Source organism: Flavobacterium micromati (assembly GCF_900129585.1).
Taxonomy (GTDB): Bacteria; Bacteroidota; Bacteroidia; order Flavobacteriales; family Flavobacteriaceae; genus Flavobacterium; species Flavobacterium micromati.
The window spans coordinates 89761-114323 of record NZ_FQWF01000011.1 but is presented as its reverse complement, the minus strand read 5'-3'; the positions used below and the strand labels follow the sequence as shown (position 1 = coordinate 114323).

Sequence of the window (24563 nt, the reverse complement as noted above, 5' to 3'; positions counted from 1 at the left end):
GAAAATGAAATGAATAATATTTACTTAGTTTATCCATATTGTATATTTGCTTTACAATTTGCTGATTTTTTAGGTCAAAAGTGTCTAATTCATCAATTATAATCAATACAATACGAATTTATGAATATCAGAAAAGGAAAACCAGAAGATATGAAAGCTGTTTTAGGACTTATCCAAGAATTAGCCGAATTTGAAAAAGAGCCTGATGCCGTTCTTGTCACTGAAGCTGATTTAGTTCGTGATGGTTTTAGCACCAATCCTCTATTCCACGTTTTAGTTGCAGAAATTGACAGTGATTCTAGCGAAAAAGAAATTGTCGGAATCGCTTTATACTATTATCGTTTCTCAACTTGGAAAGGAAAAACAATTCACCTAGAAGATTTAGTGGTAAAAGAAAGTATGCGCGGGACAGGTTTAGGTTACGCCTTATATTCTGAAATTATTAAGCAAGGAAAAAAAGATCAAGTCCGACGAGTAGAATGGAACGTCCTAAACTGGAATACTCCTGCAATCGAATTTTACAAAAAATCAGGCGCTAAAATTCTTGATGATTGGATGGTAGTTCAAATGGATGAGCAAGGAATAAACAATTTTGTTGAAAATAAACTAAAAATTTAAATTCCAAAAAAAATAAGTTCCAAATTCCAATGACAGTTGGAATTTGGAATTTAAAATTTGGAATTTACATTATTGGAATTTACATAATTATGAGAGTATTTAAATTTGGTGGCGCGTCAGTCAAAGATGCTGCAGGAATTAAAAACGTGTACGACGTTTTACAAAAAGTAGGTTATGAAGATGTGTTGTTAGTAGTTTCTGCAATGGGCAAAACAACAAATGCACTCGAATTAGTTATTAAAAATTATTTTGATAAATCTCCTGAACTTAATTCATCTGTACAAGAAGTGAAAAAATACCACAACCAAATAATAATGGATTTGTTTGAGGATGAAAAAAATCAAGTTTTTGTGGCTGTTAATTTGCTGTTTGCCGATTTAGAATATTTTTTGGCACATAATAAATCTCCGAACTATAATTTTGTTTACGATCAAATTGTCAGTTTTGGTGAATTAATTTCAACCACAATACTGAGTCACTTCATGAATTTCATGGGTATAAAAACACAGTGGCTTGATGTGCGTAATTTTATAAAAACAGATGCAAATTACAGAGACGCAGAAGTGAATTGGGAATTGACGCAAAAAAACATTTCAAAAAATGTAAAAAGAAAAACTTTAAATATCACTCAAGGTTTCTTGGGCTCTGATGAAAATAATTTTACGACCACTTTAGGTCGTGAAGGCTCTGATTATACTGCTGCAATCTTCGCATATTGCTTAAATGCTGAAAGTGTCACCATCTGGAAAGATGTTCCAGGCGTCATGAATGCTGACCCGCGATATTTTGAAAAAGCAAGGTTACTTAATCAAATTTCGTATCGTGAAGCAATTGAACTTGCCTTTTATGGCGCAACAGTAATTCACCCAAAAACCTTGCAACCATTACAAAAAAAAGAAATTCCACTGTACGTAAAATCGTTTATAAACCCTTTACTTAAAGGAACTAGTGTGTCAAGAGGAGCCGATTTAGAGCCTTATTTACCCTGTTTTATTGTCAAAAGAAACCAACTTTTAATTTCGCTTTCTTCAATAGATTTTTCGTTTATAATGGAAGAAAACATCAGTGAAATTTTTGCTTTGTTTCACCAATTCAAACTAAAAGTAAACTTGATTCAAAATTCAGCTATTAGTTTCTCTGTTTGTGTGGAGGATAAATTCGGCAATTTTAAAGAGTTAAATACACTTTTATCTAAAAAATTCAAAGTTGAATACAATGAAAATGTAACGTTATACACCATCAGGCATTTTGATGAAAATGCAGCCAAAACTGTCGAGCACAATAAAATTGTTTTATTGAAACAATTAAGCCGAGAAACGATGCAAGTAATTACGAAAGAATAAATTTAAAAAATAGAAATCAAAACGGTTTCTATTTTTTTTTCATTGCTTTGAGCAACGGACATTACAGTGCAATTTGCATTGTTATGACTTGATATGGAGATCAATAAGTAACACAACAATCTTTTGAATCATGTAATTTTTATCGATGCTACTTACTGTAAAATTTTATCTAGAAAATAAAATGTCGTTTGTGGATGTCATGCAGTTGTATTGAGCATCTTTTTGATCAATTCGGGATTTCTTCTGTCATCAATTACAAGAAGAACATTTAAATTATTATTATTATTACAATCAAAACCGATAAATATATGTTTAATAGTGAAATAAAATAATTTGTTATCCGAAGTTTTCTGAGGTAAAGCAACAGAAAAATCGAGTGTTTTCAATTTGAATTGAATACTGTTATATAGCTTTTGACTGTAGTCTTTACTTTTATTTCTGTGGGTGTAGTAGTTCATAATTTCCACCATATCCATCGAAGAATGTGTTGACCAAATTACTTTTCGTTTAGCCATTCCGCTACTTTTATATCCATCTCTTCTTGAGTCAAAAAATCGCCTTCCTCAATTTGTTTCCTAGATTCTTCAATTCTTTTTAAATGATAATCTGAAAGTTGATAAACAATCTCATTTTTATCAACTATTTCTTTTATTTCGCTCAAAACCGAATTATCTTCTAACAAATTGATTTTTGAAATCAAATATTTTTTTAATGCAATTGTTGTCATAACACTATTGTTTTCCACAAAGTTACTATTTTATTTTTATTGGCTATCCGTTTCTTGCCGCATTAAAATAATTGGCACACTGATTAAACGAATTTAAGCAGATTGGCAGGAATCAAATTTAATTAAATCAGTTTTTGATCCGTTTCATCTTTGGTATCTCTGTGCCATTTTATGATTGGATCCGTTAAACTTTTCCCCTATTTTAATCTTGAACAATCTTTTACCTGACAATACAAAAATCAAATTACCAATTATAAATACTACTTTTGATACTTTTGAGTTATTCTCTTTATGTTTAAAAAATTACTTTTTTACATTACCATAATTTGTTTTTCTGGGCTGCAGGCACAGGAAATTAATTTGTTGTACAAATCAAAAAAGATTCTTCCCTCTAGTGATACTATTTATATTGAAAAAACAAGTATCAATTCTAGTTTTTTCAAGTTGCTTGACGCCAATGGCCAACAAATAGACAACTCGAAATTTAAAATTAATTTTAAAAAAGCGACTTTACTTCTTACAGATGTTACAAGTTCAGATTCAATTACTGTTCAATATCTACAATTCCCTGAGCTGCTGACTAAAGAATACCGAATTTATGATGCTAGCCGCGTAGTTGAAAATCAATCAGAACTAGGGGATTTATATGCAATTGAAAATCGAAAATCGAAAACAAACGTACCGTTTGACGGATTAAACTCTTCAGGAAGTATTACACGTGGCATTACAATAGGCAATAATCAAAATGCGGTGCTCAATTCTAATTTAGATTTACAAATTACAGGAAAAATTTCTGAAAAAGTAAGTTTGAGAGCCTCTATTCAAGACAGTAATATTCCACTTCAAGATGGCGGATATTCTCAAAAACTGGATCAATTTGACAATGTTTTTATGGAAATATTTAGCGACAAATGGAATATTCGCGCGGGAGATGTTTTCTTGGAAAATAGAAATTCGCAGTTCTTAAATTTCAACAAAAAAGTACAAGGACTATCCACTAGTTTTAACTTTGGTTCTGAAACTAATAAAACCAATGTCTTTGCATCAGCGTCAATAGTTCGCGGACAATATGCTAAAAGCACTATCATAGGACAAGAAGGAAATCAAGGTCCCTATAAACTAAAAGGTCAAAATGGCGAGTTATATGTTTTAGTCATTTCAGGATCAGAGCGCGTTTATGTTAACGGGTTATTACTAAAAAGAGGAGAAAATAACGATTACACTATAGACTATAACGCAGGCGAAATTGTTTTTACGCCATTGTTTACGATCAATTCTGAAATGCGTATTGCAATTGAATATCAATATTCTGATAGAAACTACACTCGTTTTGTCACTTACGCTGGCGCTACTCATGAAAATAAATCATGGAGTTTTGGCGGTTATTTATATTCAGAAAATGATCAAAAAAACCAACCTTTACAGCAAAACCTTTCTCCAGAACAAGCTCAAATTTTAGTGCAATCTGGAGACAACATTAATTTGATGGTTGCGCCATCGGCTTTTGCTGATTTTTTTTCTGAAAACAAAGTGCTCTATCAAAAAACGGTTGTAAACGCCGTTGAAATTTTTCAATATTCTAATGATCCGCAAGCTGAATTATTTAATGTCAGATTCAGTTTAGTGGGCGCCAATAATGGGAATTATATTGTAATAAACGCAGCAACGATCGCAAGGGTTTTTCAATACGTTGAACCAATAAATGGAATTCCTCAAGGAAATTACGACCCAATTATTCCGCTTGTTGCACCCACGAAAATTCAAGTCGCTACATTTTTGGGAAAATACAAGCCTACCGAAAAAACTGCTGTAGATTTTGAAATAGGAGTAAGTAATAATGATAGGAATTTATTCTCAGCTATAGATGACGCAAATAATAAAGGTTTAGCTTCTAAAATAAACGCAAAACAACGCCTCTTATCTAAGAAATGGAATTTAGATGCATTTGCTAATTACCAATTTATCCAAAAGGATTTTAGACCAATTGAACGTTTATACACCATCGAGTTTGATAGAGATTGGAATTTAGGATCAGCGGGAATTGGAAATCAAAGTTTGCTTATTTCTGGCTTGCAATTGGATTTAAATCCAAAAGCTAATAGTACCAACCACGGCAAATTACTATATCAATTTGAAAAACTAGATTTCTCCGATAGTTTTTCGGGAAATAGACAAATTATAAATGGATTGTTTAAACTAAAAAAATGGACTTTTATCAATCAAGGCAGTTTCTTAAAAAGTGAAAGCACTGATTTCTCCTCGCAATTTTTGCGAAACCAATCTCAAATCCGATTTCATTTCGGCAAAAACTGGATTGGCTCCACTTTACAATTAGAAGATAATAAAGAAAAAAATAAAGTGACGAATCAGTTTTCGGCTTTAAGCCAAAAATTTACAGAATACGGAATTTTTACCGGACGCGGTGATAGTACTAAAGTATATGTTGAATTAGGATATTTAAAACGAAGTAATGACAGTTTGCAAAGCGGTATTGTGCAACGGGTCAATGCGTCTCATTCCTTTCAACTTCGGTCAAAATTGATTCAAAATACTAAAAGTGATTTGGCCATTTACGCTAATTACAGAGTATTAAACTTTGAGGAATCCAATGTGAAAAAAGAATCTACTTTAAATTCTCGAATAGTTTACACTGACCGTTTTTTAGGTCAATTAATTCAAAGTACAACCGTTTATGAAACAAATTCCGGTAGTATTCCGCAGCAAGAATTTACGTATTTGGAGGTTGCTGCAGGACAAGGCGTTTACACGTGGAATGATTATAACAGCAATGGAGTTCAGGAACTGCAGGAATTTGAAATAGCCCCTTTTTTAGATCAGGCCAAGTTTATTCGGGTTTTTCTACCCAATAGAATTTTTATAAAAACACATCAAAATAAATTCTCGCAATCTTTTACTTTAAACCCAAATCAATGGCAAAATGCAAAAGGCGTAAAAAAATTACTATCGTATTTTTACAATCAAACAGCATTTATAATTGACAGAAAAAATCAAAGCGACGGAACAAATTTTGAACTAAATCCTTTTAGCACTGCGGATAATAGTGTTTTAGGGCTCAATTCAAGTTTAAGAAACAGTTTGTTTTACAATCGAGGTAAACAAGATCATTCTCTCACTTACACCTATTTAGATAACAAGACAAAAAATTTGTTATCCGTGGGCTCACAGGAGGCTACTAATAATTCCCATCAGTTACAATACGCGCATTTGTATAAAAAAAATTGGCTTCTAGGATTTTTCACGAAAACTATTTTGACTACAATTCAATCGGAGAATTTTCCAGAGAAAAATTTTGATATTAATGGGTACCAAGTGGCGCCCAAAATTAGTTACCTATTTTCCAAGAATAGTAGTTGGGATCTATTTTACGAATATCAGTATAAAAATAACCAAATTGGCGTTATGGAAAACTTAATTCAGAGTCGTTTTGGATCTGCGTTTTCTTATGCAAGCGATAAAAAATTCACAATAAACAGCGAAGTTTCATTTGTCCAAAATAAATTTGACGGAAATGAATTTTCAGCCGTGGGTTTCCAAATGCTTGAAGGATTGCAAACGGGACAAAACTTAACTTGGAAACTGCTTTTACAAAAAAATATCACCCAGTTTTTAGATATTAATTTTAATTATCAAGGCCGAAAGAGTGAAACCAGTCAAGCAATTCACACTGGTAACGTACAACTACGAGCTTATTTTTGATAGTGTTAAAGCGTAGTTATGCCTTACCTTACCGAACTGCCTGCAAACATTGAGCGAAAGACAAAACCGTTTACAAATCAAAGCCATCTCTGATAAATTTAGTACTTTAGCAACTTAAAATTGATTGACAAAGAATAATGAAACTGAAAGAAAAAATATCGCTTGAAAAAGTATTTGAAAAAGAATATAAAGACAAACTTGTTGAACCAAAAAACAACAAAGAAGCGGTTATTACTCATTTCTTGCACAATAGCAAAAACGTAGTTTCACTGAGGAAAAACTTTAGCAATGATTTTAAATATTTTGAGAATTGATTTAGGATATTTTGCTCCTGAACCTCAAACTATTAATGCAGAAGATTTTGGAGGTGCTTAAAATAGAGAACGAATTTATATTGTTATATTTAGAAATGATTTGGGCGTTCCCCAAAAGGGTCGGGCTTTCCGTTCCAATCTTTTTGTTCGTTCCTCTCAAAAAGGATTTCCTCTGCAATCCCTAACGCAAAAAGTCGAATAAATGGAAAATTATCTACAAATTTCAAGAGAAGATTTTATGAAATTCTTCCGTGATGATGAAAAGTTAAATGAATTAACAGTTGATGACAGAGTTGAAATTTTCAGAACAATTCTTGTTGGAAGTTCTGATTTGACTAAAGAATTATTAAATGAAGTTTTAGGAGATTATTGTGTTGATAATCTTGAAGTAATAGAAATAAACAATGGCGAAAATTAATAATTGGACGAGAAACGAAACGATTGTTGCTTTCAATGTTTATTGTAAAGTTCCATTCAAAAGCAGCAGCAAAACCAACCCAACAATTATAAAATATGCCAACATGATTGGTAGAAGCCCCTCCGCTTTAAATATGAAAGTTGGAAATTTTGGAAGATTAGACCCTGAATTAAAAAAGCAAGGAATAGTTGGGTTAGGAAATGGAAGTAAACTTGATGAAATAATTTGGAATGAATTTAATGGAAATTGGGAGAAATTGGGATTTGAAAGCGAATTACTTATTGCCCAATTTCAAAATAAAACTATTGAAGAAACTGTTGAATTTGATTTAGATAATTTACCACAAGGAAAAGAAAGAGAAGCTTTAATAAAAATCAGGGTAAATCAATCATTTTTCAGAAGTACAATTCTCTCTTCTTACAATCAAAATGTTGTATAACTGGATTGTCAATTCCTGACTTTTTAGTAGCAAGTCATATTGTCCCTTGGAAAAAGGATGAAAAAAATCGATTAAATCCGCATAATGGATTATGTTTAAATTCTATTCACGATAAAGCTTTTGATAGAGGGTTTATTACTATAACTCCTAATTTTAAAATTAAAACATCTGATTATTTTAAAGATTATTCAAAAGAAAATGCCGTTTTAGATTTCTTTATAAAACACGAAAACCAATCTATCATTTTACCTGATAAGTTTTTGCCCTCCAAAGATTTTTTAGATTTTCATTATAACAATATCTTTCATAAGTAATAGATCGTTTACGTGAGGGATAGTAGCGAAAAGCCCGCAGCGAGGAACGAGCGAGGACTTGTAGCGGATAGCCCGACCCGTTAGGGGCACGCCCAAAATAATTCCTTTCAACTCAATATGTTCAGACTTTAATTAATCACAAAGCTCGATACGAAAGCAAAGGAAATGGATTAGTTTAGCCCCTTATAAGTTTGGAGTGATATTCTAAATTTCAAATAATACATTTGAGATATGCAAAACAAGAAATGGAGTTTAAAAGAAATAATATCACCTATAAATAAAACATGACTATCAGTTCCGATAAAAAAACGATTTTAGTTGCTCCGTTAAATTGGGGTTTGGGTCATGCAACACGCTGTATTCCGATTATTAATGCTTTATTAAAAAATAATTTTACTCCAATTATTGCATCAGATGGAAGTGCTTTACATTTATTGAAAAAAGAATTTCCTAAGTTACTGTCTCTTGAACTTCCCTCCTACCAAATTGAATATCCTAAAAATGGTAAAAATCTAAAATGGAAATTATTTAAAAATAGTTTAAAAACTATCCGCGCGGTTCAAGAAGAGAAAAAAATAATTGCAAAGTGGATTACGAAATATCAAATAAGCGGAATTATTTCAGACAATAGATTAGGTGTTTTCAGTACCAAAGTTCCGTCAATCTATATTACACATCAATTGAAAGTGATGTCAGGAAATACAACTTGGATTACCAGTAAAATACACCAACAATTTATAAAAAAATACACTGAATGTTGGATTCCAGATGTTGAGAATAATCCAAATCTAAGCGGAGCTCTTGGACATCTGGTCAAAACTTGCTTAAATATCAAATATATTGGGTCTTTGAGTCGGTTGCACAAAAAGGATTTACAAGTAAAGTATGACTTAATGATTATGCTCTCTGGACCAGAACCACAGCGCGGCATTTTAGAAGCAAAACTAAAAAAAGAAGTTTTGAAATATGGTGGAAAAACTGTTTTTATAAAAGGTGTAGTCGAAGAAAACCAAATAAAAGAACAACTAGGAAATGTAACCTATTACAATTTTATGACTTCTAAAGAACTAGAAGACACTTTCAATTCAAGTGAACACATTCTTTGTCGCTCAGGTTATACAACAATTATGGATCTCACACAGTTGCAAAAAAAAGCTTTTTTTATTCCTACGCCGGGACAATTTGAACAAGAATACCTCGCTAAAAAATTGCAACAAGAAAATTTAGTTCCTTTTGCTCAACAAGATGATTTTAAAATAGAACTTCTTCAAGAGATAAATAATTATAAAGGTTTACCAAAATTAGATTCTGAAATTAACTGGATAAAATTGTTTCAGGTTTTCGAGTAAAAAGCTATTTTTTTGGCTTTGTAAGGTTGAATATTCGTCTGTTCTTGAACCCAAAAACTATATCTTTGAACTCTTATTTTTAAATCCTATAAAATGCAAATTGTTTTCGCTTCCAGCAACAAAAATAAAATATTCGAAATACAAAGTATGCTTCCTGATACGATCAAAATTCTCAGTTTAGAGGAAATAGGTTGTTATGAAGAAATTCCCGAAACCGCAGATACTATTGAAGGCAACGCCATTTTGAAAGCAAATTACGTTACCACTAAATACGGTTATGATTGTTTTGCTGATGATACGGGTTTAGAAGTTGCTGCTTTGAACGGCGAACCGGGCGTTTTCTCAGCCAGATATGCAGGTGAGCAACGCAGCGCCGATGACAATATGAATAAATTACTGACTGCCCTTTCCGATAAAAGCAATAGAAAAGCACAATTTAAAACTGTTATTGCGTTGAATAGAAACGGTTCACAAAAATTATTTACAGGAATTGCTGAAGGCGAAATTACAGTAGAAAAATCAGGAAGTGGAGGTTTTGGCTATGATCCTATTTTTATGCCTTTGGGATATCAAGAAACTTTTGCAGAATTGTCTTTGGAAATAAAAAATGACATAAGCCACAGAGGTAAAGCAACAAAAGACCTGCTTCATTATCTGACAGAAATGGAATGATCACTTATAATTGTATAACTTTTTAACCATTTACAACAAAGAATGCTTATCATTGAGCGTAAATAAATTTCACGATAATTGTAAATTATTAATTAAAAACATAACTTTCTGATAATCAAAAGACAATAAATCATTAATTCTTAAAATAGCATTAGTTTATATGAATTATTAAAAGTAATTTTGCACCCTATTTTAAAAATACATATGAATAAATTTGAACAATTAGGATTGAGTGAATCGTTACTGAAGGCGATTTTAGATCTAGGATTTGAAAATCCGACCGAAGTACAGGAGAAAGCGATTCCCCTATTATTGGAAAAAGATACAGATATGGTTGCGTTGGCTCAGACAGGGACAGGGAAAACGGCAGCTTTTGGTTTTCCAGTTATTCAGAAAATTGATGCCGACAACAGAAACACACAAGCATTAATTTTATCTCCAACACGCGAACTTTGTTTGCAGATTACCAACGAAATTAAAAACTACTCTAAATACGAAAAAGGTATTAATGTGGTAGCAGTTTACGGTGGAGCTAGCATTACAGACCAAGCGAGAGACATAAAGAGAGGTGCACAAATTATTGTAGCAACTCCAGGAAGAATGCAAGATATGATTAATAGAGGTTTAGTAAATATCTCTCAAATTAATTACTGTATTCTTGACGAAGCTGACGAAATGTTAAATATGGGTTTTTACGAGGACATCGTAAATATCCTTTCTACAACGCCAGACGATAAGAGCACATGGTTATTTTCTGCAACAATGCCTGCTGAAGTAGCTCGTATTGGAAAACAATTCATGAAAGATCCAATTGAAATTACAGTTGGAGCTAAAAATTCAGGTTCAGCTACCGTTTCTCACGAATTTTACTTAGTAAATGCACGTGATCGTTACGAAGCTTTGAAACGTTTAGCTGATGCTAATCCAGACATTTTCTCAGTAGTTTTTTGTCGTACCAAAAGAGATACGCAAGCTGTTGCTGAAAAATTAATCGAAGATGGATACAGCGCTGCTGCATTGCACGGAGATTTATCTCAAGCGCAACGTGACGGTGTAATGAAATCTTTTAGAGGAAGACAAATCCAAATGCTTGTAGCTACTGATGTTGCTGCACGTGGAATTGACGTTGACAATATTACTCACGTAGTAAATTACCAATTACCTGACGAAATTGAAACTTATAATCACCGCTCAGGTCGTACTGGTCGTGCTGGAAAATTAGGAACTTCGATTGTAATTGTTACTAAAAGCGAATTGCGTAAAATTTCTTCGATCGAAAGAATTATAAAGCAAAAATTTGAAGAGAAAACCATTCCATCAGGAATTGAAATTTGCGAAATTCAATTATTACACTTAGCTAACAAAATTAAAGATACTGAAGTTGATCACGAAATTGACAACTACTTACCTGCAATTAATAGCGTTCTTGAAGGTTTATCAAAAGAGGAACTAATCAAGAAAATGGTTTCAGTTGAATTCAACCGTTTCATCAATTATTACAAGAAAACTAGAGATATTTCTGGTCAATCTTCAGTTTCTGAAAGACGCGATCGTGATGATAGAGATGGTGCTCCAAGAGAAAATAACAATGGTGGTGCAACAAGATATTTTGTGAACATAGGTTCTAGAGATAATTTTGACTGGATGTCATTGAAAGATTATTTGAAAGAAACATTAGACTTAGGTCGCGATGACGTTTTCAAAGTAGATGTAAAAGAAGGTTTCTCTTTCTTTAACACTGATCCAGAACATACTGATAAGGTAATGGAAGTATTGAATAACGTACAACTAGAAGGACGTAGAATCAATGTTGAAATTTCTAAAAATGATGGTGGCGGAAGACGTGATCATAATGGAAGAAGCTCTGGAGGTTTTAGTGGCGGAAGAAGTTCAGCTCCAAGAAGAGAAGGTAGTTTTGCACCTAGAAAAGAAGGTTCAGGCGGATTTAGAAGCGATAGAAGTTCAGCTCCTAGAGAAGGTGGATTTGGTGGAAGAAGCGATTCAAGAAGTGCTGCTCCACGACGAGAAGGTGGTTTTACATCGGACAGACCTAGAACAGAAGGTTCGTCTGATAGAGCACCAAGACGCTCTGAAAGCTTTGGTGATTCACCAAGACCTAGAAGACCAAGAAAAGATTAACATTCATTGTTAATCTTCTTATAATTATATTCAGAAACTACAAAATATTTAATCCTGATTTATTACTTTTAAAGTTTTAAATTAGTATATGAAATATTTTGTAGTTTTCTTATTTTTATTCCTTTCAGCAACTGCTATTTCTCAAGTTAAAGAACCCTCTCATAAAGTAAACGCTATTATCATCAGTAACACTACTAAGCAACCTTTAGTAGGCGTAAACATTATTAATGTCAATAAAGTTAGAGGAGCAACGACCGATTTAGACGGCTATTTTGAAATAGACGTTCAAGTAAATGATACTTTACATGTAACTAGCTTAGGTTTTCAATCCTTACGCGTTAGAGTTACTAATGACTGGATAAAAAATATAACCACAAAAATTCAGCTTACTGAAAAAGCGATTGCTCTTGAGGAAGTCGTTATTCGCCCATTTAATTTAACTGGTTATCTTGAGGTAGACACTAAAATCATTCCTGTTAAAGAAAATTTTAGATATAGTATTTCTGGGTTAACCCAAGGCTACGAAGCTGGTCAATATTCTCCAAATGCCTTTGGTAGAGTTCTAGGATCAATTTTTAATCCGGCAGATGTACTTTACAACTTCTTCGGAAAAAATCCCAAAGAACTCAGAAAATTAAAGGAAATGAAGAAAGACGACACTGTTAGAAATCTTTTAGAATCAAAATTTGATAGAGAGATGATTTCTGTTCTTCTAGGTGTTGAAAAAAGTGAAATTGCCGAAATTTTACAGCGGTGCAATTATTCAGAATCATTTATACAAACCGCAAATGACCTCCAAATAATGGATGCGATAAGTGGTTGTTATGAAGAATATAAGGTGTTAAAGAAGAAATAAGGGGGAATGAAATTCCAAACTTTTAAATTCCAAATTCCAAGGCTTTTAGAATAGAAATTCAATTTTTTAAATTCCAAATTCTAATTACGGTAAATAAATTTCTAGATTTTTTAATTCAAATTACTGTAGTTTAAACGAAAAATCACAAATTTTAATTTCCAATTCCAATAACATTCAAGAGAAATACCAAATTTTTAAAATGGCATTTCAATACTTCGATTTGGAATAATAAGCTTTATTTATATTATAACTCTTAATAGTAAACGCTTTAGCAAAATATAACAATCATTTTTCCATCTAATTTAAATTCGGGAAATTGATTTGTATAATAAAAAAAAATCGTGAAATTCGTGAAATTCGTCTCAAAAAAAGTGTCGCGGTGATTTGTAATCTTTTTTGTTTACAAATCAAAAAATAACCTATATTTACTCGTATTACTAAACACTAATTTTAAATATCTAAATCATGGCAAAAAGTCAAGACGCAAAGAAAACTGCGAAAAAAGAGCCTTTAAAAACAGCAAAGGAAAAGAAAGAAGAAAAAAGAGATAAGAAAAACATACCAAAAAGAGACTGATTGTAAATAAAAAAAAGGCTGTTCAGAGTTTCAAACTCCCAACAGCCTTTTTTATGATTTAACTTTACAAATTATCTAGAATAATTAGGAGCTTCTTTTGTGATAGTTACATTATGCGGATGACTTTCATTAATTCCACTAGCAGTAATACGAACAAAACGACCTGTTTCTTGCAAAGTTGGAATATCTTTTGAACCACAATAACCCATTCCGGCACGCAGTCCGCCTATGAATTGTTGCATACTTTCATTCAATTCGCCTTTGTAAGGTACTCGACCTACAATTCCTTCGGGAACTAATTTTTTTACATCATCTTCCACATCTTGAAAATAACGGTCTTTCGAACCTTCTTGCATCGCTTCAACAGAACCCATTCCGCGATAAGACTTAAATTTTCTTCCTTCAAAAATAATAGTTTCACCAGGAGATTCCATGGTTCCAGCTAAAAGTGAACCTAACATCACACAGTCAGCTCCTGCAGCAATTGCTTTGGGAATATCTCCCGTGTAACGAATTCCACCATCAGCAATGACTGGAACTCCAGATCCTTTTATTGCCGCGGCAACTTCGAGCACCGCTGAAAACTGAGGGAAACCAACACCTGCTACAATACGAGTCGTACAAATTGAACCAGGTCCTATTCCCACTTTTACACCATCAGCACCATTTTCGACTAAAAATTTAGCTGCTTCAGGAGTAGCAATATTACCTACAATTACATCTATTTGCGGAAATTTACTTTTTACTTCTTTCAATACATTTACAACTCCTTGAGTATGTCCATGAGCTGTATCTATAATTATTGCATCGACACCTGCATTTACTAATGCCTCCGCTCTTTGCACTGCATCACCAGTTACACCAATTGCGGCAGCAACGCGCAAACGACCAAATACATCTTTGTTCGCGATGGGTTTTTGCGTAAGCTTAGTAATATCTCTAAAGGTGATTAAGCCAACTAATTTATAGTCCTTATTTACAACAGGTAATTTTTCGATTTTGTGACCTTGTAAAACTACTTCCGCTTGTTCAAGAGAAGTTCCTTCAGCAACAGTAACTAAATTCTCGCTAGTCATTACCTCAATAATTGGTCGGGAATTGTTTTTTTCAAAACGCAAATCTCTATTGGTGACAATTCCTTTTAGAATTTGGTTTTGATCAACAATTGGAATTCCGCCTATTCCATATTCCTTCATCGCATTCTTAGCATCAGCGACCGTCGAAGTTAATGGCAAAGTCACAGGGTCAATAATCATCCCTGATTCTGCACGTTTTACTTTTCTAACCTTAGCGGCTTGTTGCTCGATAGTCATGTTTTTATGCAAAACGCCTATTCCTCCTTCTTGTGCCATAGCAATTGCCATTGCGCTCTCAGTAACTGTATCCATAGCAGCAGATACAATAGGAACATTTAGCGTTATATTTCGTGAAAATTTTGATTTTATACTCACTTCGCGAGGAAGCACATTAGAGTAATTTGGAATTAATAGGACATCATCGTAAGTTAATCCTTCACCGATAATCTTAGTGTTGTGTGCGATCATTGCAATTGTACTTGGAGATTAATTGCGTGCAAATATAGACAATCTTAAGCACAAAAACAGTTTGTTGTTCGAATAAAATAATTAAATTGCACTTCAATCTCAATTCTTTGCAACTCAGCAGCACTTGGTTTGTAATCTATAATACCAATCTATTTCTATGATTAAAGATACCCAATCCAACAAGTTAAAAGGACTTTCTGACGACGAAGTAGTGGAGTCGCGAGCAAAATTTGGTCAAAATTCTATAATTCAACAAAAAAAGAATGTCTTTTTACATTCAGTTTTAGAAATGATTATAGAACCTATGTTTTTATTACTAATTGCCGCAGCTAGTATTTATTTTATAATCGGCGATTATGGAAACGGAATTTTTATGACTGCCGCAATAATTTTAGTATCGACTATTTCGCTCTATCAAGAATCAAAAAGTAGATCAGCTATTCACGCTTTAAAAAAGCTTTCCCAAGCCAAAAGCAGAGTAATTCGAAATAATAAAACCGTAGAAATCCCAAGTGAGGAAATTGTGATGGGCGATCTGATCCAAACAGAGGAAGGCACTTTTATCCCTGCCGATGCAATGATCGTTCAATCTAATGATTTTGCAGTTAATGAATCTATTTTAACGGGAGAATCGATGGCTGTTTTTAAAAATGAATCAGCGACCAATAATACTGTTTTTATGGGCACAATTGTAACTAGTGGATTAGCAATTTGTAAAGTTACAGCAATAGGAAACAAAACCCAATTAGGGAAAATAGGTAAAAGTTTAGAGGAAATTGCTGTAGAAAAAACACCTTTGCAAGTGCAAATAGGGAGTTTTGTAAAAAAAATGTCAATTGTTGGTATAATAATTTTTGGAATTGTTTGGGCTATCAATTATTATAATTCAGGAGCTGTTTTAGATAGCCTATTAAAGGCGCTTACACTTGCAATGAGCATCATTCCTGAGGAAATTCCAGTCGCTTTTACCACTTTTATGGCGCTAGGTTCCTGGCGGTTAATGAAAATGGGGATTATTGTTAAACAAACTAAAACAGTAGAAACTTTAGGAAGCGCTACGGTAATCTGTACTGATAAAACAGGTACAATTACTGAAAATAAAATGAGCCTTGCGCAGGTCTATATTTTTGCTGATGATTCGGTATCCAATGATTTTTCCTCTGAATCAAGTATTGAATTATTGACTATCGCTATGTGGGCTAGCGAACCTATTCCTTTTGACGCAATGGAAATCGCCTTGCATGAAGCTTACGCAAAATTAAAAATAGCTGATGAAAGACCTAATTTCAGTTTAGTTCATGAGTATCCATTAGATGGAAAACCGCCAATGATGACTCATGTTTTTGAAAATAAAATTGGAAAAAGAATCATTGCTGCCAAAGGAGCAACAGAGGCATTAATTGCAACTTCTAATTTATCTGAAAATGAAAAAAAGGAAGTTTTAACGGCTATGAAAAAAATGGCTTTAGAAGGATATCGGGTTCTGGGTGTTGGCGTTGCTAACTTCCAGGGCAATGATTATCCTGAAAAACAACAGGATTTTAAATTTGATTTTATAGGATTAGTTGCGTTTTATGATCCGCCAAAAGCAAATATAAAAGCAACATTTGAAACTTTTTATAATGCTGGAATTCAAATAAAAATTGTTACTGGAGATAATGCTGAAACAACAGCAACGATTGCCAAACAAGTTGGTTTTCGAAATGCAGATAAAACACTAAATGGTGATGAATTAATGGCGATGGACGATGCAACTCTTAAAACTAGAGTGATGGAAACAGCCATATTTACGCGAATGTTTCCAGAGGCAAAATTAAAAATTATAAAAGCATTAAAAGACAACAATCAAATTGTAGCGATGACTGGTGATGGAGTTAATGATGGCCCGGCATTAAAATCAGCTCACATAGGAATTGCTATGGGAAAAAAAGGAACCGAAATCGCAAAGCAAGCTGCTAATTTAATTCTAATAGATGATGATTTCTCAAAAATGATTGGTGCTATTGCCATGGGTCGGAAGATTTATAGCAATTTAAAAAAAGCAATTCAGTACATAATTTCGATTCATATTCCAATTATTTTAATTGTCTTTATTCCGCTGGCATTGGGATGGATTTATCCTAATATATTTTCACCCGTTCATGTAATCTTTTTAGAAATAATTATGGGCCCAACCTGCTCTATAATTTATGAAAATGAACCGATGGAACGCAATTTAATGCAAACTGAACCTCGACCTTTTACCAATACGTTTTTTAAACTCAATGAAATTACAATCAGTATCATTCAGGGAATAGTGATAACTATTGGCTTATTATTTATTTATCAATATTGCGTTAATATAAATTGTTCTGAAAACACCACTAGAACTTTGATTTTCTTAACTTTAATTGCTGCAAATATTTTTTTGACGTTAACAAATCGTTCTTTTTATTACTCTATTTTCACGACTTTACGCTATAAAAATAACCTAGTTTTAATTATTATAAGCGCAACTATTGTAATGACTACTTCCTTATTATTTATTCCTCTATTTGCTACCTTCTTCGAATTTGAAAAAGTTTCTGGAATACAAATAGGATTGAGTATTACAGTTGGATTTGTTTCGGTGCTTTGGATTGAAATTTACAAAGGACTTAAACGGCGAAAAACATCCGATTTAAAATGACATTTAGTTTCTTCTATTCTTAAAAATGACATTTAATCCAAGTTGGAACGAAAGACTATTTGCTTTTGTAACATCACTATATTCTAAAAGATTATCCGCAAGAACGTAGAAATTTATTGGTCCAAAATTACTAGACAAACCAAAACCTATATTTTTAAAAGAGTAGGGATCTAAAGTGTAGGTAGCTTTCAAGTCTAAGGATTTAAAAACTTTCCGACGGTAATAAGTTGTAAAAGCTATTAAAGGTATTCTTGGTGTGGTCATCATAAAAAGTTGAGCTCCTAATGCGCTCCTGAAAATTGTTTCCGCATTTTGATTCAAGCAATCGCAGTCTTCGGGTCTTTCTTCATCGAATGAAAATTGGACAGAACTATTGAATTTTGCTGGACGCCAAGTTGTATATTTTGAATTTAAAGTTTCTAACGGAATCGCTTCTTGAAACTCTTGAAATATGTTATCAACAGATTGTCCAGAACTAAAACTGGGAACTACACCTCTATAATTAAAAAGTCCTTTTAAGGAATAGTTTTCAACTTCTTTGGAATGTCTGATAAAACCGATATCTATCATACTCGCTGTAAGTTGTATGTTTTTCTTAGGATAATAAGTAAAACCAGCATCAAACCCTAAACCTAAATTACCTCCTAAAAATGCTCTATTAGTTACATCTTTTGCTACATCAATATCGGCATTTTCATCATTATATCGAGCAACTCCCGAAGTATTAAGTTGCAGTTGCGAATAAATCTGCTGTTCGTAAATTCCTGTGCTTGATGGAATGGTGTATACGTAGCCCGAGTTTTTAGTTGAAGAAACATTAAAAATACTAGAGTAAATTTTTGCACGTGCTCCAAATATAAAGTTTTTGCTAATGTTTTTATGGAATCCTAGATGAAAAACAGATAACGATTCAGCTTTTAAATTCAGGTCGCCCAAATTAAAAATTTTACCTAAATAATCTCTATTCCCATCTAATGCTAAAATGGCTAAATCTTTTGGCGCATAACCAAAAACATCAAATTCTTGATACATCCCAAAGGAAACATAAATATCTTCATCTTGTCTCTCAATCTTGACACCACCATTAAAAATCTCTAATTGCTGGTTTATAGCCACATGGTCTTTTCGGGTGGTAGAAAATACGGCGTTCCGTAATTTTATATTAAAATCGACTCCATTATTAGCAAATAAATCATAGGCAGAAACGCCTGTCGAACCCGCATTTGCGGAAATCCCAGATAGTAATGGAACTCCAATATACCAGTCGTACTTAAAATCAGAACCAGGATTCGTCAATAATGATTGCGGAACCGAAGTGAAATTATATAGAATTTGCTTGTTTTGTGAAAAACAATTTACCGCTAAAAACAGGTTAAAAACAATTAGTATTTTTTTCATTCAACTACTAAATAAGCGGTTACACTTGAACGCAGTTTTAAACTACCTAAACTAGAATCAGTCAAGGCACCACCGGGACGCATAACTATTTCAAAAGTAATATTAGTTGTTCTTTTTAATAAATCAAGTTGCACGCCTTCAAAAATGTCAGTTTTAGTCGTTTTATTTTCCGTGCCAGTATAGGATGGAATAGCTAAGTTTAGCGCATGTAAAGGCTGATTATCATTATCTAAAAATAAAACATTTAAAGAATACGCTCTGTTTATAGTATTTTGTAACTCAAAGAAAAGCTCCACTTTTTTTAATCGTTGTCTAAAAAAAGAACCATCAAATATTTGGATAGTTGACGCATCAAAAATAACATTTCGCTCTGCTCCATTAACGACAAATTGGCTGGCTTTTGCATCAAAATAAGCTAAGTTAGTAACCACTACCGGTTCTAACTTGAGAGTATTTACTTGTTCAAAATCGAGATCACTCGCGCATGATATGGAAATAAGCAGTAAAACTGCCAATCCTAATATTCTTTTTATAGTTAATAATTTCATACTATTTCGAGTAAAATGGTGTTTTCTGGGACATTACAACCAACGTACCAATACTAATTTTATTATTTAAGGAATTGAGTATAAATTACAAAAATGCCTTGTTTAATGGTACTCACCAAATAATTTTGAAGCATCATTATATGCACTTTCAAAACTCATTGGACTCAAATTAGTCAGTTCTTTTTGTGTTGTAAAATAAGATAATAATTTTTCTGTGGGCATATTCCCAGTTAGTTTATCAGTAGCCATTGGACATCCGCCAAAACCTTGAATGGCGCCGTCAAACCTGCGGCATCCAGATTTGTAAGCAGCATCAATTTTCTCAAACCATTTATTAGGCGTGGTATGCAAATGCGCTCCAAACTCTACATCTGGGTATGCTTGAATTAAATTCGAAAACAAATAGGAAATAACGTCTGGCGTAGAACTGCCCACTGTATCTGAAAGAGACAAGATTTTTACCCCCATATTAGCTAATTTCCGTGTCCATTCGCCTACAATTTCCACATTCCATGGATCACCATAAGGATTGCCGAAACCCATTGAGAGATAAGCCACAACTTCTTTATTGCTTTTAGCAGCAATATTTAAAATTTCTTGAAGTGTGATCAAACTTTCAGCGATGGTTTTATGAGTATTTCGCATTTGGAAATTCTCAGAAATAGAAAATGGGAAACCTAAATACTGAATTTCTTTATGCACAGAAGCTATTTCAGCACCTTGAGTATTAGCGATTATAGCTAATAATTTACTTCTGGTTTGAGATAAATCAAGTCGTTCTAGAACTTTAGCAGTATCTTGCATTTGCGGAATCGCTTTTGGAGAAACAAAACTTCCAAAATCGATACTATCAAAACCCACACGTAACAAGGATTGAATGTAAGCCACTTTTCTCTCTGTAGGAATAAATGGTTTAATGCCTTGCATAGCATCGCGTGGACATTCTATAATTTTTATTGACTCCATAGAGCGTCAAAGATACTAAAGAATTTGTTCTTACGAAATCGTTTTTTATCATAGTAAAAAAAATTATTACGTATTATGGTAATAATGCTTATTATTACGTATTATGGTAATAATGTTAATTATTACACTTTTTGGTAATATTGTTGATTATTACACTTTTTGGTAATAATCGTTGTTTTTGTAAAATAAAGTAGTATTTTTAACAGATGATTGTAATACTAACAGCAGATATAATTAACTCCAGAAAGCTTCCTTCTAAAAAATGGATTGATAGTTTAAAAACGATATTAAATACAATTGGAAAAACTCCAAATGATTGGGAAATTTATCGTGGTGATGAATTTCAGTTAGAAATTAAAAATCCTGAACAAACGCTATTGATAGCTTTCCAGCTCAAAGCGTTTTTTAAGTCTATCAATTTAGACCTTCGAATGAGTTTTGGTTTTGGGGACAAAACATATAAAGCTAAGAAAATTACAGAAAGTAATGGAACAGCGTTCATGCATTCTGGCGAAACATTTGAAACTTTAAAAAAACAAAAACTAAATTTAGCAATCAATTCTGGAAACACAATATTTGATGAAGAAATGAACTTAATACTAAAATTAAGTTTGTCTTTTATGGACAACTGGCTGCCACAAGCCGCTGAATTTGTATTGATTGCTATACAAAATCCAACACTTTCACAAGAAGAAATTGGAGTCAAACTAGGAATAAATCAAGCCGCTGTAAGCCGACGACAAAAACGTTCTAATTATGAATTGTTGCTACAAGTTGAACGCTATTTCAGAGAAAAAATAAAAACACTTGAAGTATGATTGTATTTGTAAAGTTGCTTTTGGCACATCTATTAGGTGATTTTTTATTACAACCCACTTCATGGGTAAATGATAAAGAGCATAAGAAACACAAAAGTCTTTACTTATATTTACATACTTTTTTGCACTTTATTTTGGCTTGGATTTTAGTTGGCAAACAAGATTTTGGCTGGTATGCTTTAGTTTTGGCAATTTCACATGGCTTTATTGATTTTTTAAAATTGTATTTTCAAACATCATCAACAAAACGCAATTGGTTTACCTTCGATCAAATTTTACATTTAATAATGATTGTGGCAGTTACATCGCTTTATGGTAAAATTGTAGTAGATTTTTCAATATTTACGAATTCGTTTTGGCTTGTAGCAACTGCTATTATATTACTTACAATACCAACATCATTAATCATTAAAAATATTATTTCTATTTGGACTCCCGAAAGCAAATCCAAAGATGAATCATTGCAAAATGCAGGAAACTATATTGGGATTCTAGAACGTCTTTTTGTATTCGCCTTTATAATGGCTGGACATTTTGAAGCGATTGGGTTTTTAATGGCTGCAAAATCAATTTTTAGATTTGGCGATTTAAGAGAAGCCAAAGACCGAAAGTTAACTGAATATGTTTTAATCGGAACACTATTAAGTTTTGGAATTGCACTATTAACTGGACTTTTAGTCCAAATAGGTTTACGCTTTTCTTTTTAAAATTTCTTTATTTATGGCTTTCACCAAAGCTGGACCTTCATAGATAAAACCAGTATATAATTGTACTAAACTGGCTCCGGCGTCTAGTTTTTCGATAGCATCTTGAGCAGAATGAATTCCTCCTACTCCAATAATTGGAAATGATTTATTGCTTTTTTCCGATAAAAACCGTATCACTTGGGTTGAGCGATTAGTCAAAGGTTTTCCAGATAATCCGCCCATTTCTGATTTATTATCGGATTGTAAATTTTCTCTTGAAAGCGTTGTGTTTGTAGCAATAACGCCTGCAATTTTAGTTTCATTTACAATTTCAATAATATCAAGAAGTTGCTCATCAGTCAAATCTGGCGCGATTTTTAATAAAATTGGTTTTTGTTTTGGCTTAGCCAAATTCTTATTTTGAATTGTTTGTAACAATTGCTTTAAAGGTTCTTTATCTTGTAAAGCACGAAGATTAGGAGTGTTTGGTGAACTTACATTAACCACAAAATAATCTACATAATCAAAAAGTGCTTCGAAACAAATTTCATAATCATCAGTAGCATTTTCATTTGGCGTAAGTTTGTTTTTACCAATGTTTCCTCCTATCAAAACGCCTTCATTTTTACTTAAACGTTGAACTGCTTCAGTAACACCTCCGTTATTAAAACCCATTCTATTAATGATAGCTGAATCTTCTTTCAATCGAAACAATCGTTTCTTAGGATTACCATCTTGACCTATTGGCGTTAGCGTTCCTATTTCTATAAATCCAAAACCAAAATTAGATAATTCCTTATACAAGACCGCATCTTTATCAAAACCAGCAGCTAAACCAACAGGATTTGGGAATTTCAATCCAAAAACTTCGGTTTCTAATCGTTTGTCATTAACAACATACAAAGCTTTGAAAATCGAAGGGACACCCGGAACTTTAGATAACAAACGAATTAAGGAAAACGTAAAATAATGCACTTTTTCAGGATCAAATTGAAAAAGAAGCGAGCGAATAAGTAGTTTGTACATTGCGTTGTTGTTGTGTTGTGCAAAAATAGACTTATCTAACCGATAATTAAATAATTCTTGCGTAAATTACTGCATCTCATTACCAACCTAAAAAAAGCTCCTGAAAATTTGGTTATATTTGTAGAAAATACAAAAAATGCAACATATCATAGATCGTTTCATCAGTTACGTAATTATCGATACGGAATCTGACGCGAATTCAGAAAATACTCCCAGCACAAATAAACAATGGAATCTTGCCAATAAACTGGTAGAAGAATTAAAAGCTATTGGAATGGATGACGTTTCCATAGACGATAAAGCATATATCATGGCTACTTTGCCTAGTAACGTAGATCACGAAGTACCCACTATTGGGTTTGTATCTCATTTTGATACATCACCTGACTTTTGCGGAGCTAGTGTAAAACCTCAAATTATACCTAATTATGATGGAAAGGATATTATTTTAAATGCCGAAAAAAATATTGTTTTGTCGCCAAATTATTTCAAGGATTTACTGCTTTATAAAGGGCAAACTTTAATAACTACTGACGGAACAACTTTACTAGGCGCTGATGATAAAGCTGGTATTACTGAGATTGTGACAGCAATGGAATATCTTATCAAAAATCCAGAGATCAAACATGGAAAAATAAGAATAGGATTTACACCAGATGAAGAAATTGGTCGTGGAGCACACCATTTTGACGTAGAAAAATTTGGTGCTGACTGGGCCTACACAATGGATGGAAGCCAAGTAGGAGAATTAGAATATGAAAATTTTAATGCAGCTTCCGCCAAAATAACGTTTAAAGGTAAAAGCGTTCATCCGGGCTACGCGATAGGGAAAATGATCAATTCAATGTTGATTGCAAATGCTTTTATCAATAAACTACCGCAAGAAGAAACTCCAGAAAAAACTAAAGGTTATGAAGGGTTTTTTCATGTCCATCATTTAAAGGGATCAATTGAGGAAACTGTTTTAGAATTAATTATTCGCGATCACAACAAGAAAAAATTCGAAAAACGCAAAGAATTAATTGAAAAAATTACTAAAAAAATCAATAAGAAATTTGAAAAGCAATTTGGTGAAAATATCGTAGTCACTGAAATCAAAGATCAATATTACAATATGAAAGAAAAGGTTTTACCTGTAAAGCATATTGTTGATATAGCTGAAAAAGCAATGAAAGAAATTGGCATAAAACCGCTTATCAAACCTATCAGAGGCGGAACTGATGGTTCGCAATTATCATATAAAGGATTACCCTGCCCTAATATTTTTGCCGGAGGTCATAATTTTCATGGAAAATATGAATATGTACCAGTAGAAAGCATGCAAAAAGCAGTAAACGTAATTGTAAAAATCGCCGAATTAACTACAAAAGAAATACCAGTAAAAAATTAAAATCAGCAATTTGCTACTTTCATCTTATTTTGTAAAC

The 24563-nt window shown here is 32.8% G+C and carries 22 protein-coding genes; 15 read left to right on the top strand and 7 right to left on the bottom strand.

What is annotated here, in order from left to right; all coding sequences use genetic code 11:
- Positions 1-120: 120 nt before the first annotated feature.
- Together BUB42_RS12525 and BUB42_RS12520 are read left to right on the top strand one after the other, a co-directional pair.
- The gene (locus BUB42_RS12525; protein ID WP_073020862.1) at positions 121-618 is read left to right on the top strand and encodes a GNAT family N-acetyltransferase; all 498 of its coding nucleotides are present in this window, start codon (positions 121-123) and stop codon (positions 616-618) included.
- Positions 619-707: 89 nt separating this feature from the next.
- Positions 708-1961 (top strand): aspartate kinase, encoded by a 1254-nt coding sequence (locus BUB42_RS12520; protein ID WP_073021047.1) that lies wholly within the window; start codon positions 708-710, stop codon positions 1959-1961.
- A 197-nt stretch (positions 1962-2158) separates the two neighbouring features.
- On the opposite strand, the gene BUB42_RS12515 is transcribed toward BUB42_RS12520, so the two are convergent.
- Both BUB42_RS12515 and BUB42_RS12510 read right to left on the bottom strand, forming a co-directional pair.
- Positions 2159-2476, bottom strand: a complete 318-nt coding sequence (locus BUB42_RS12515; protein ID WP_073020861.1) for a hypothetical protein — start codon at positions 2474-2476, stop codon at positions 2159-2161.
- Complete coding sequence (locus tag BUB42_RS12510; protein ID WP_073020859.1) at positions 2458-2688, bottom strand: hypothetical protein; 231 nt, start codon at positions 2686-2688, stop codon at positions 2458-2460. The genes BUB42_RS12515 and BUB42_RS12510 overlap by 19 nt, the downstream gene beginning before the upstream one ends.
- A gap of 291 nt (positions 2689-2979) precedes the next feature.
- Here BUB42_RS12510 and BUB42_RS12505 point away from each other — a divergent pair, with 291 nt between their 5' ends.
- The 9 genes from BUB42_RS12505 to BUB42_RS12475 all read left to right on the top strand — a co-directional run bounded on the left by BUB42_RS12505 (position 2980) and on the right by BUB42_RS12475 (position 12906).
- A complete protein-coding gene (locus tag BUB42_RS12505; RefSeq protein ID WP_073020857.1) occupies positions 2980-6405 on the top strand; it encodes a hypothetical protein in 3426 nt (1141 codons plus the stop codon).
- Positions 6406-6542: 137 nt separating this feature from the next.
- Positions 6543-6719: a hypothetical protein gene (locus BUB42_RS16480; RefSeq protein WP_170857233.1), complete on the top strand. Its 177-nt coding sequence runs from the start codon at positions 6543-6545 to the stop codon at positions 6717-6719.
- A 202-nt stretch (positions 6720-6921) separates the two neighbouring features.
- Positions 6922-7137, top strand: a complete 216-nt coding sequence (locus BUB42_RS12500) for a hypothetical protein (protein WP_084118344.1) — start codon at positions 6922-6924, stop codon at positions 7135-7137.
- Entirely contained in the window at positions 7124-7576 is a 453-nt protein-coding gene (locus BUB42_RS16590) for a hypothetical protein (RefSeq protein WP_211517686.1), read from the top strand. Before BUB42_RS12500 ends, BUB42_RS16590 begins: the two co-directional genes overlap by 14 nt.
- 5 nt (positions 7577-7581) lie before the next feature.
- Entirely contained in the window at positions 7582-7890 is a 309-nt protein-coding gene (locus BUB42_RS16585; protein WP_211517685.1) for an HNH endonuclease, read from the top strand.
- 284 nt (positions 7891-8174) lie between these two features.
- Positions 8175-9239 carry a glycosyltransferase family protein gene (locus BUB42_RS12490; RefSeq protein WP_073020855.1) on the top strand — a complete coding sequence of 355 codons (1065 nt, stop codon included), beginning with the start codon at positions 8175-8177 and terminating at the stop codon, positions 9237-9239.
- 93 nt (positions 9240-9332) lie between these two features.
- Complete coding sequence (locus tag BUB42_RS12485; RefSeq protein ID WP_073020853.1) at positions 9333-9911, top strand: non-canonical purine NTP diphosphatase; 579 nt, start codon at positions 9333-9335, stop codon at positions 9909-9911.
- Positions 9912-10115: 204 nt separating this feature from the next.
- Entirely contained in the window at positions 10116-12050 is a 1935-nt protein-coding gene (locus BUB42_RS12480) for a DEAD/DEAH box helicase (RefSeq protein WP_073020851.1), read from the top strand.
- An 88-nt stretch (positions 12051-12138) separates the two neighbouring features.
- The gene (locus BUB42_RS12475; protein WP_073020849.1) at positions 12139-12906 is read left to right on the top strand and encodes a carboxypeptidase-like regulatory domain-containing protein; all 768 of its coding nucleotides are present in this window, start codon (positions 12139-12141) and stop codon (positions 12904-12906) included.
- A gap of 647 nt (positions 12907-13553) precedes the next feature.
- Here BUB42_RS12475 and guaB read toward each other — a convergent pair.
- Complete coding sequence (gene guaB / locus BUB42_RS12470; RefSeq protein ID WP_073020847.1) at positions 13554-15026, bottom strand: IMP dehydrogenase; 1473 nt, start codon at positions 15024-15026, stop codon at positions 13554-13556.
- A gap of 157 nt (positions 15027-15183) precedes the next feature.
- On the opposite strand from guaB, the gene BUB42_RS12465 reads away from it, so the two are divergent.
- A complete protein-coding gene (locus BUB42_RS12465) occupies positions 15184-17694 on the top strand; it encodes a cation-translocating P-type ATPase (protein ID WP_073020845.1) in 2511 nt (836 codons plus the stop codon).
- A gap of 3 nt (positions 17695-17697) precedes the next feature.
- Here the strand turns inward: BUB42_RS12465 and BUB42_RS12460 are convergent, their stop codons facing one another.
- From BUB42_RS12460 to BUB42_RS12450, 3 genes are all read right to left on the bottom strand, one after another.
- The gene (locus BUB42_RS12460) at positions 17698-19092 is read right to left on the bottom strand and encodes a DUF5723 family protein (protein WP_073020843.1); all 1395 of its coding nucleotides are present in this window, start codon (positions 19090-19092) and stop codon (positions 17698-17700) included.
- Positions 19089-19640, bottom strand: coding sequence for a hypothetical protein (locus BUB42_RS12455; RefSeq protein ID WP_073020841.1), 552 nt, complete (start codon positions 19638-19640; stop codon positions 19089-19091). Before BUB42_RS12455 ends, BUB42_RS12460 begins: the two co-directional genes overlap by 4 nt.
- Before the next feature lie 102 nt (positions 19641-19742).
- Entirely contained in the window at positions 19743-20606 is an 864-nt protein-coding gene (locus BUB42_RS12450; protein ID WP_073020839.1) for a hydroxymethylglutaryl-CoA lyase, read from the bottom strand.
- 206 nt (positions 20607-20812) lie between these two features.
- Here BUB42_RS12450 and BUB42_RS12445 point away from each other — a divergent pair, with 206 nt between their 5' ends.
- Together BUB42_RS12445 and BUB42_RS12440 are read left to right on the top strand one after the other, a co-directional pair.
- Positions 20813-21424 (top strand): hypothetical protein, encoded by a 612-nt coding sequence (locus tag BUB42_RS12445; protein ID WP_073020837.1) that lies wholly within the window; start codon positions 20813-20815, stop codon positions 21422-21424.
- A complete protein-coding gene (locus tag BUB42_RS12440; RefSeq protein ID WP_073020836.1) occupies positions 21421-22131 on the top strand; it encodes a DUF3307 domain-containing protein in 711 nt (236 codons plus the stop codon). The genes BUB42_RS12445 and BUB42_RS12440 overlap by 4 nt, the downstream gene beginning before the upstream one ends.
- Here the strand turns inward: BUB42_RS12440 and BUB42_RS12435 are convergent.
- Entirely contained in the window at positions 22114-23136 is a 1023-nt protein-coding gene (locus BUB42_RS12435; protein ID WP_073020834.1) for a quinone-dependent dihydroorotate dehydrogenase, read from the bottom strand. The genes BUB42_RS12440 and BUB42_RS12435 overlap by 18 nt on opposite strands.
- Positions 23137-23272: 136 nt before the next feature.
- Between BUB42_RS12435 and pepT the strand changes: the two genes are divergently transcribed.
- On the top strand, positions 23273-24526 hold the full coding sequence (pepT, locus tag BUB42_RS12430; protein WP_073020832.1) for a peptidase T: 1254 nt from the start codon (positions 23273-23275) through the stop codon (positions 24524-24526).
- Positions 24527-24563 lie beyond the last annotated feature (37 nt).

Coding starts and splice junctions, on each gene's coding strand:
- BUB42_RS16590 (WP_211517686.1), top strand. CDS start 7,124: ATGGCGAAAATTAATAATTGGACGAGAAACGAAACGATTGTTGCTTTC.
- BUB42_RS12505 (WP_073020857.1), top strand. CDS start 2,980: ATGTTTAAAAAATTACTTTTTTACATTACCATAATTTGTTTTTCTGGG.
- BUB42_RS16480 (WP_170857233.1), top strand. CDS start 6,543: ATGAAACTGAAAGAAAAAATATCGCTTGAAAAAGTATTTGAAAAAGAA.
- BUB42_RS12525 (WP_073020862.1), top strand. CDS start 121: ATGAATATCAGAAAAGGAAAACCAGAAGATATGAAAGCTGTTTTAGGA.
- BUB42_RS12500 (WP_084118344.1), top strand. CDS start 6,922: ATGGAAAATTATCTACAAATTTCAAGAGAAGATTTTATGAAATTCTTC.
- pepT (WP_073020832.1), top strand. CDS start 23,273: ATGCAACATATCATAGATCGTTTCATCAGTTACGTAATTATCGATACG.
- BUB42_RS12490 (WP_073020855.1), top strand. CDS start 8,175: ATGACTATCAGTTCCGATAAAAAAACGATTTTAGTTGCTCCGTTAAAT.
- BUB42_RS12475 (WP_073020849.1), top strand. CDS start 12,139: ATGAAATATTTTGTAGTTTTCTTATTTTTATTCCTTTCAGCAACTGCT.
- guaB (WP_073020847.1), bottom strand. CDS start 15,026: ATGATCGCACACAACACTAAGATTATCGGTGAAGGATTAACTTACGAT.
- BUB42_RS12440 (WP_073020836.1), top strand. CDS start 21,421: ATGATTGTATTTGTAAAGTTGCTTTTGGCACATCTATTAGGTGATTTT.
- BUB42_RS12450 (WP_073020839.1), bottom strand. CDS start 20,606: ATGGAGTCAATAAAAATTATAGAATGTCCACGCGATGCTATGCAAGGC.
- BUB42_RS12480 (WP_073020851.1), top strand. CDS start 10,116: ATGAATAAATTTGAACAATTAGGATTGAGTGAATCGTTACTGAAGGCG.
- BUB42_RS12460 (WP_073020843.1), bottom strand. CDS start 19,092: ATGAAAAAAATACTAATTGTTTTTAACCTGTTTTTAGCGGTAAATTGT.
- BUB42_RS12465 (WP_073020845.1), top strand. CDS start 15,184: ATGATTAAAGATACCCAATCCAACAAGTTAAAAGGACTTTCTGACGAC.
- BUB42_RS12510 (WP_073020859.1), bottom strand. CDS start 2,688: ATGACAACAATTGCATTAAAAAAATATTTGATTTCAAAAATCAATTTG.
- BUB42_RS12435 (WP_073020834.1), bottom strand. CDS start 23,136: ATGTACAAACTACTTATTCGCTCGCTTCTTTTTCAATTTGATCCTGAA.
- BUB42_RS12485 (WP_073020853.1), top strand. CDS start 9,333: ATGCAAATTGTTTTCGCTTCCAGCAACAAAAATAAAATATTCGAAATA.
- BUB42_RS12445 (WP_073020837.1), top strand. CDS start 20,813: ATGATTGTAATACTAACAGCAGATATAATTAACTCCAGAAAGCTTCCT.
- BUB42_RS12455 (WP_073020841.1), bottom strand. CDS start 19,640: ATGAAATTATTAACTATAAAAAGAATATTAGGATTGGCAGTTTTACTG.
- BUB42_RS12515 (WP_073020861.1), bottom strand. CDS start 2,476: ATGGCTAAACGAAAAGTAATTTGGTCAACACATTCTTCGATGGATATG.
- BUB42_RS12520 (WP_073021047.1), top strand. CDS start 708: ATGAGAGTATTTAAATTTGGTGGCGCGTCAGTCAAAGATGCTGCAGGA.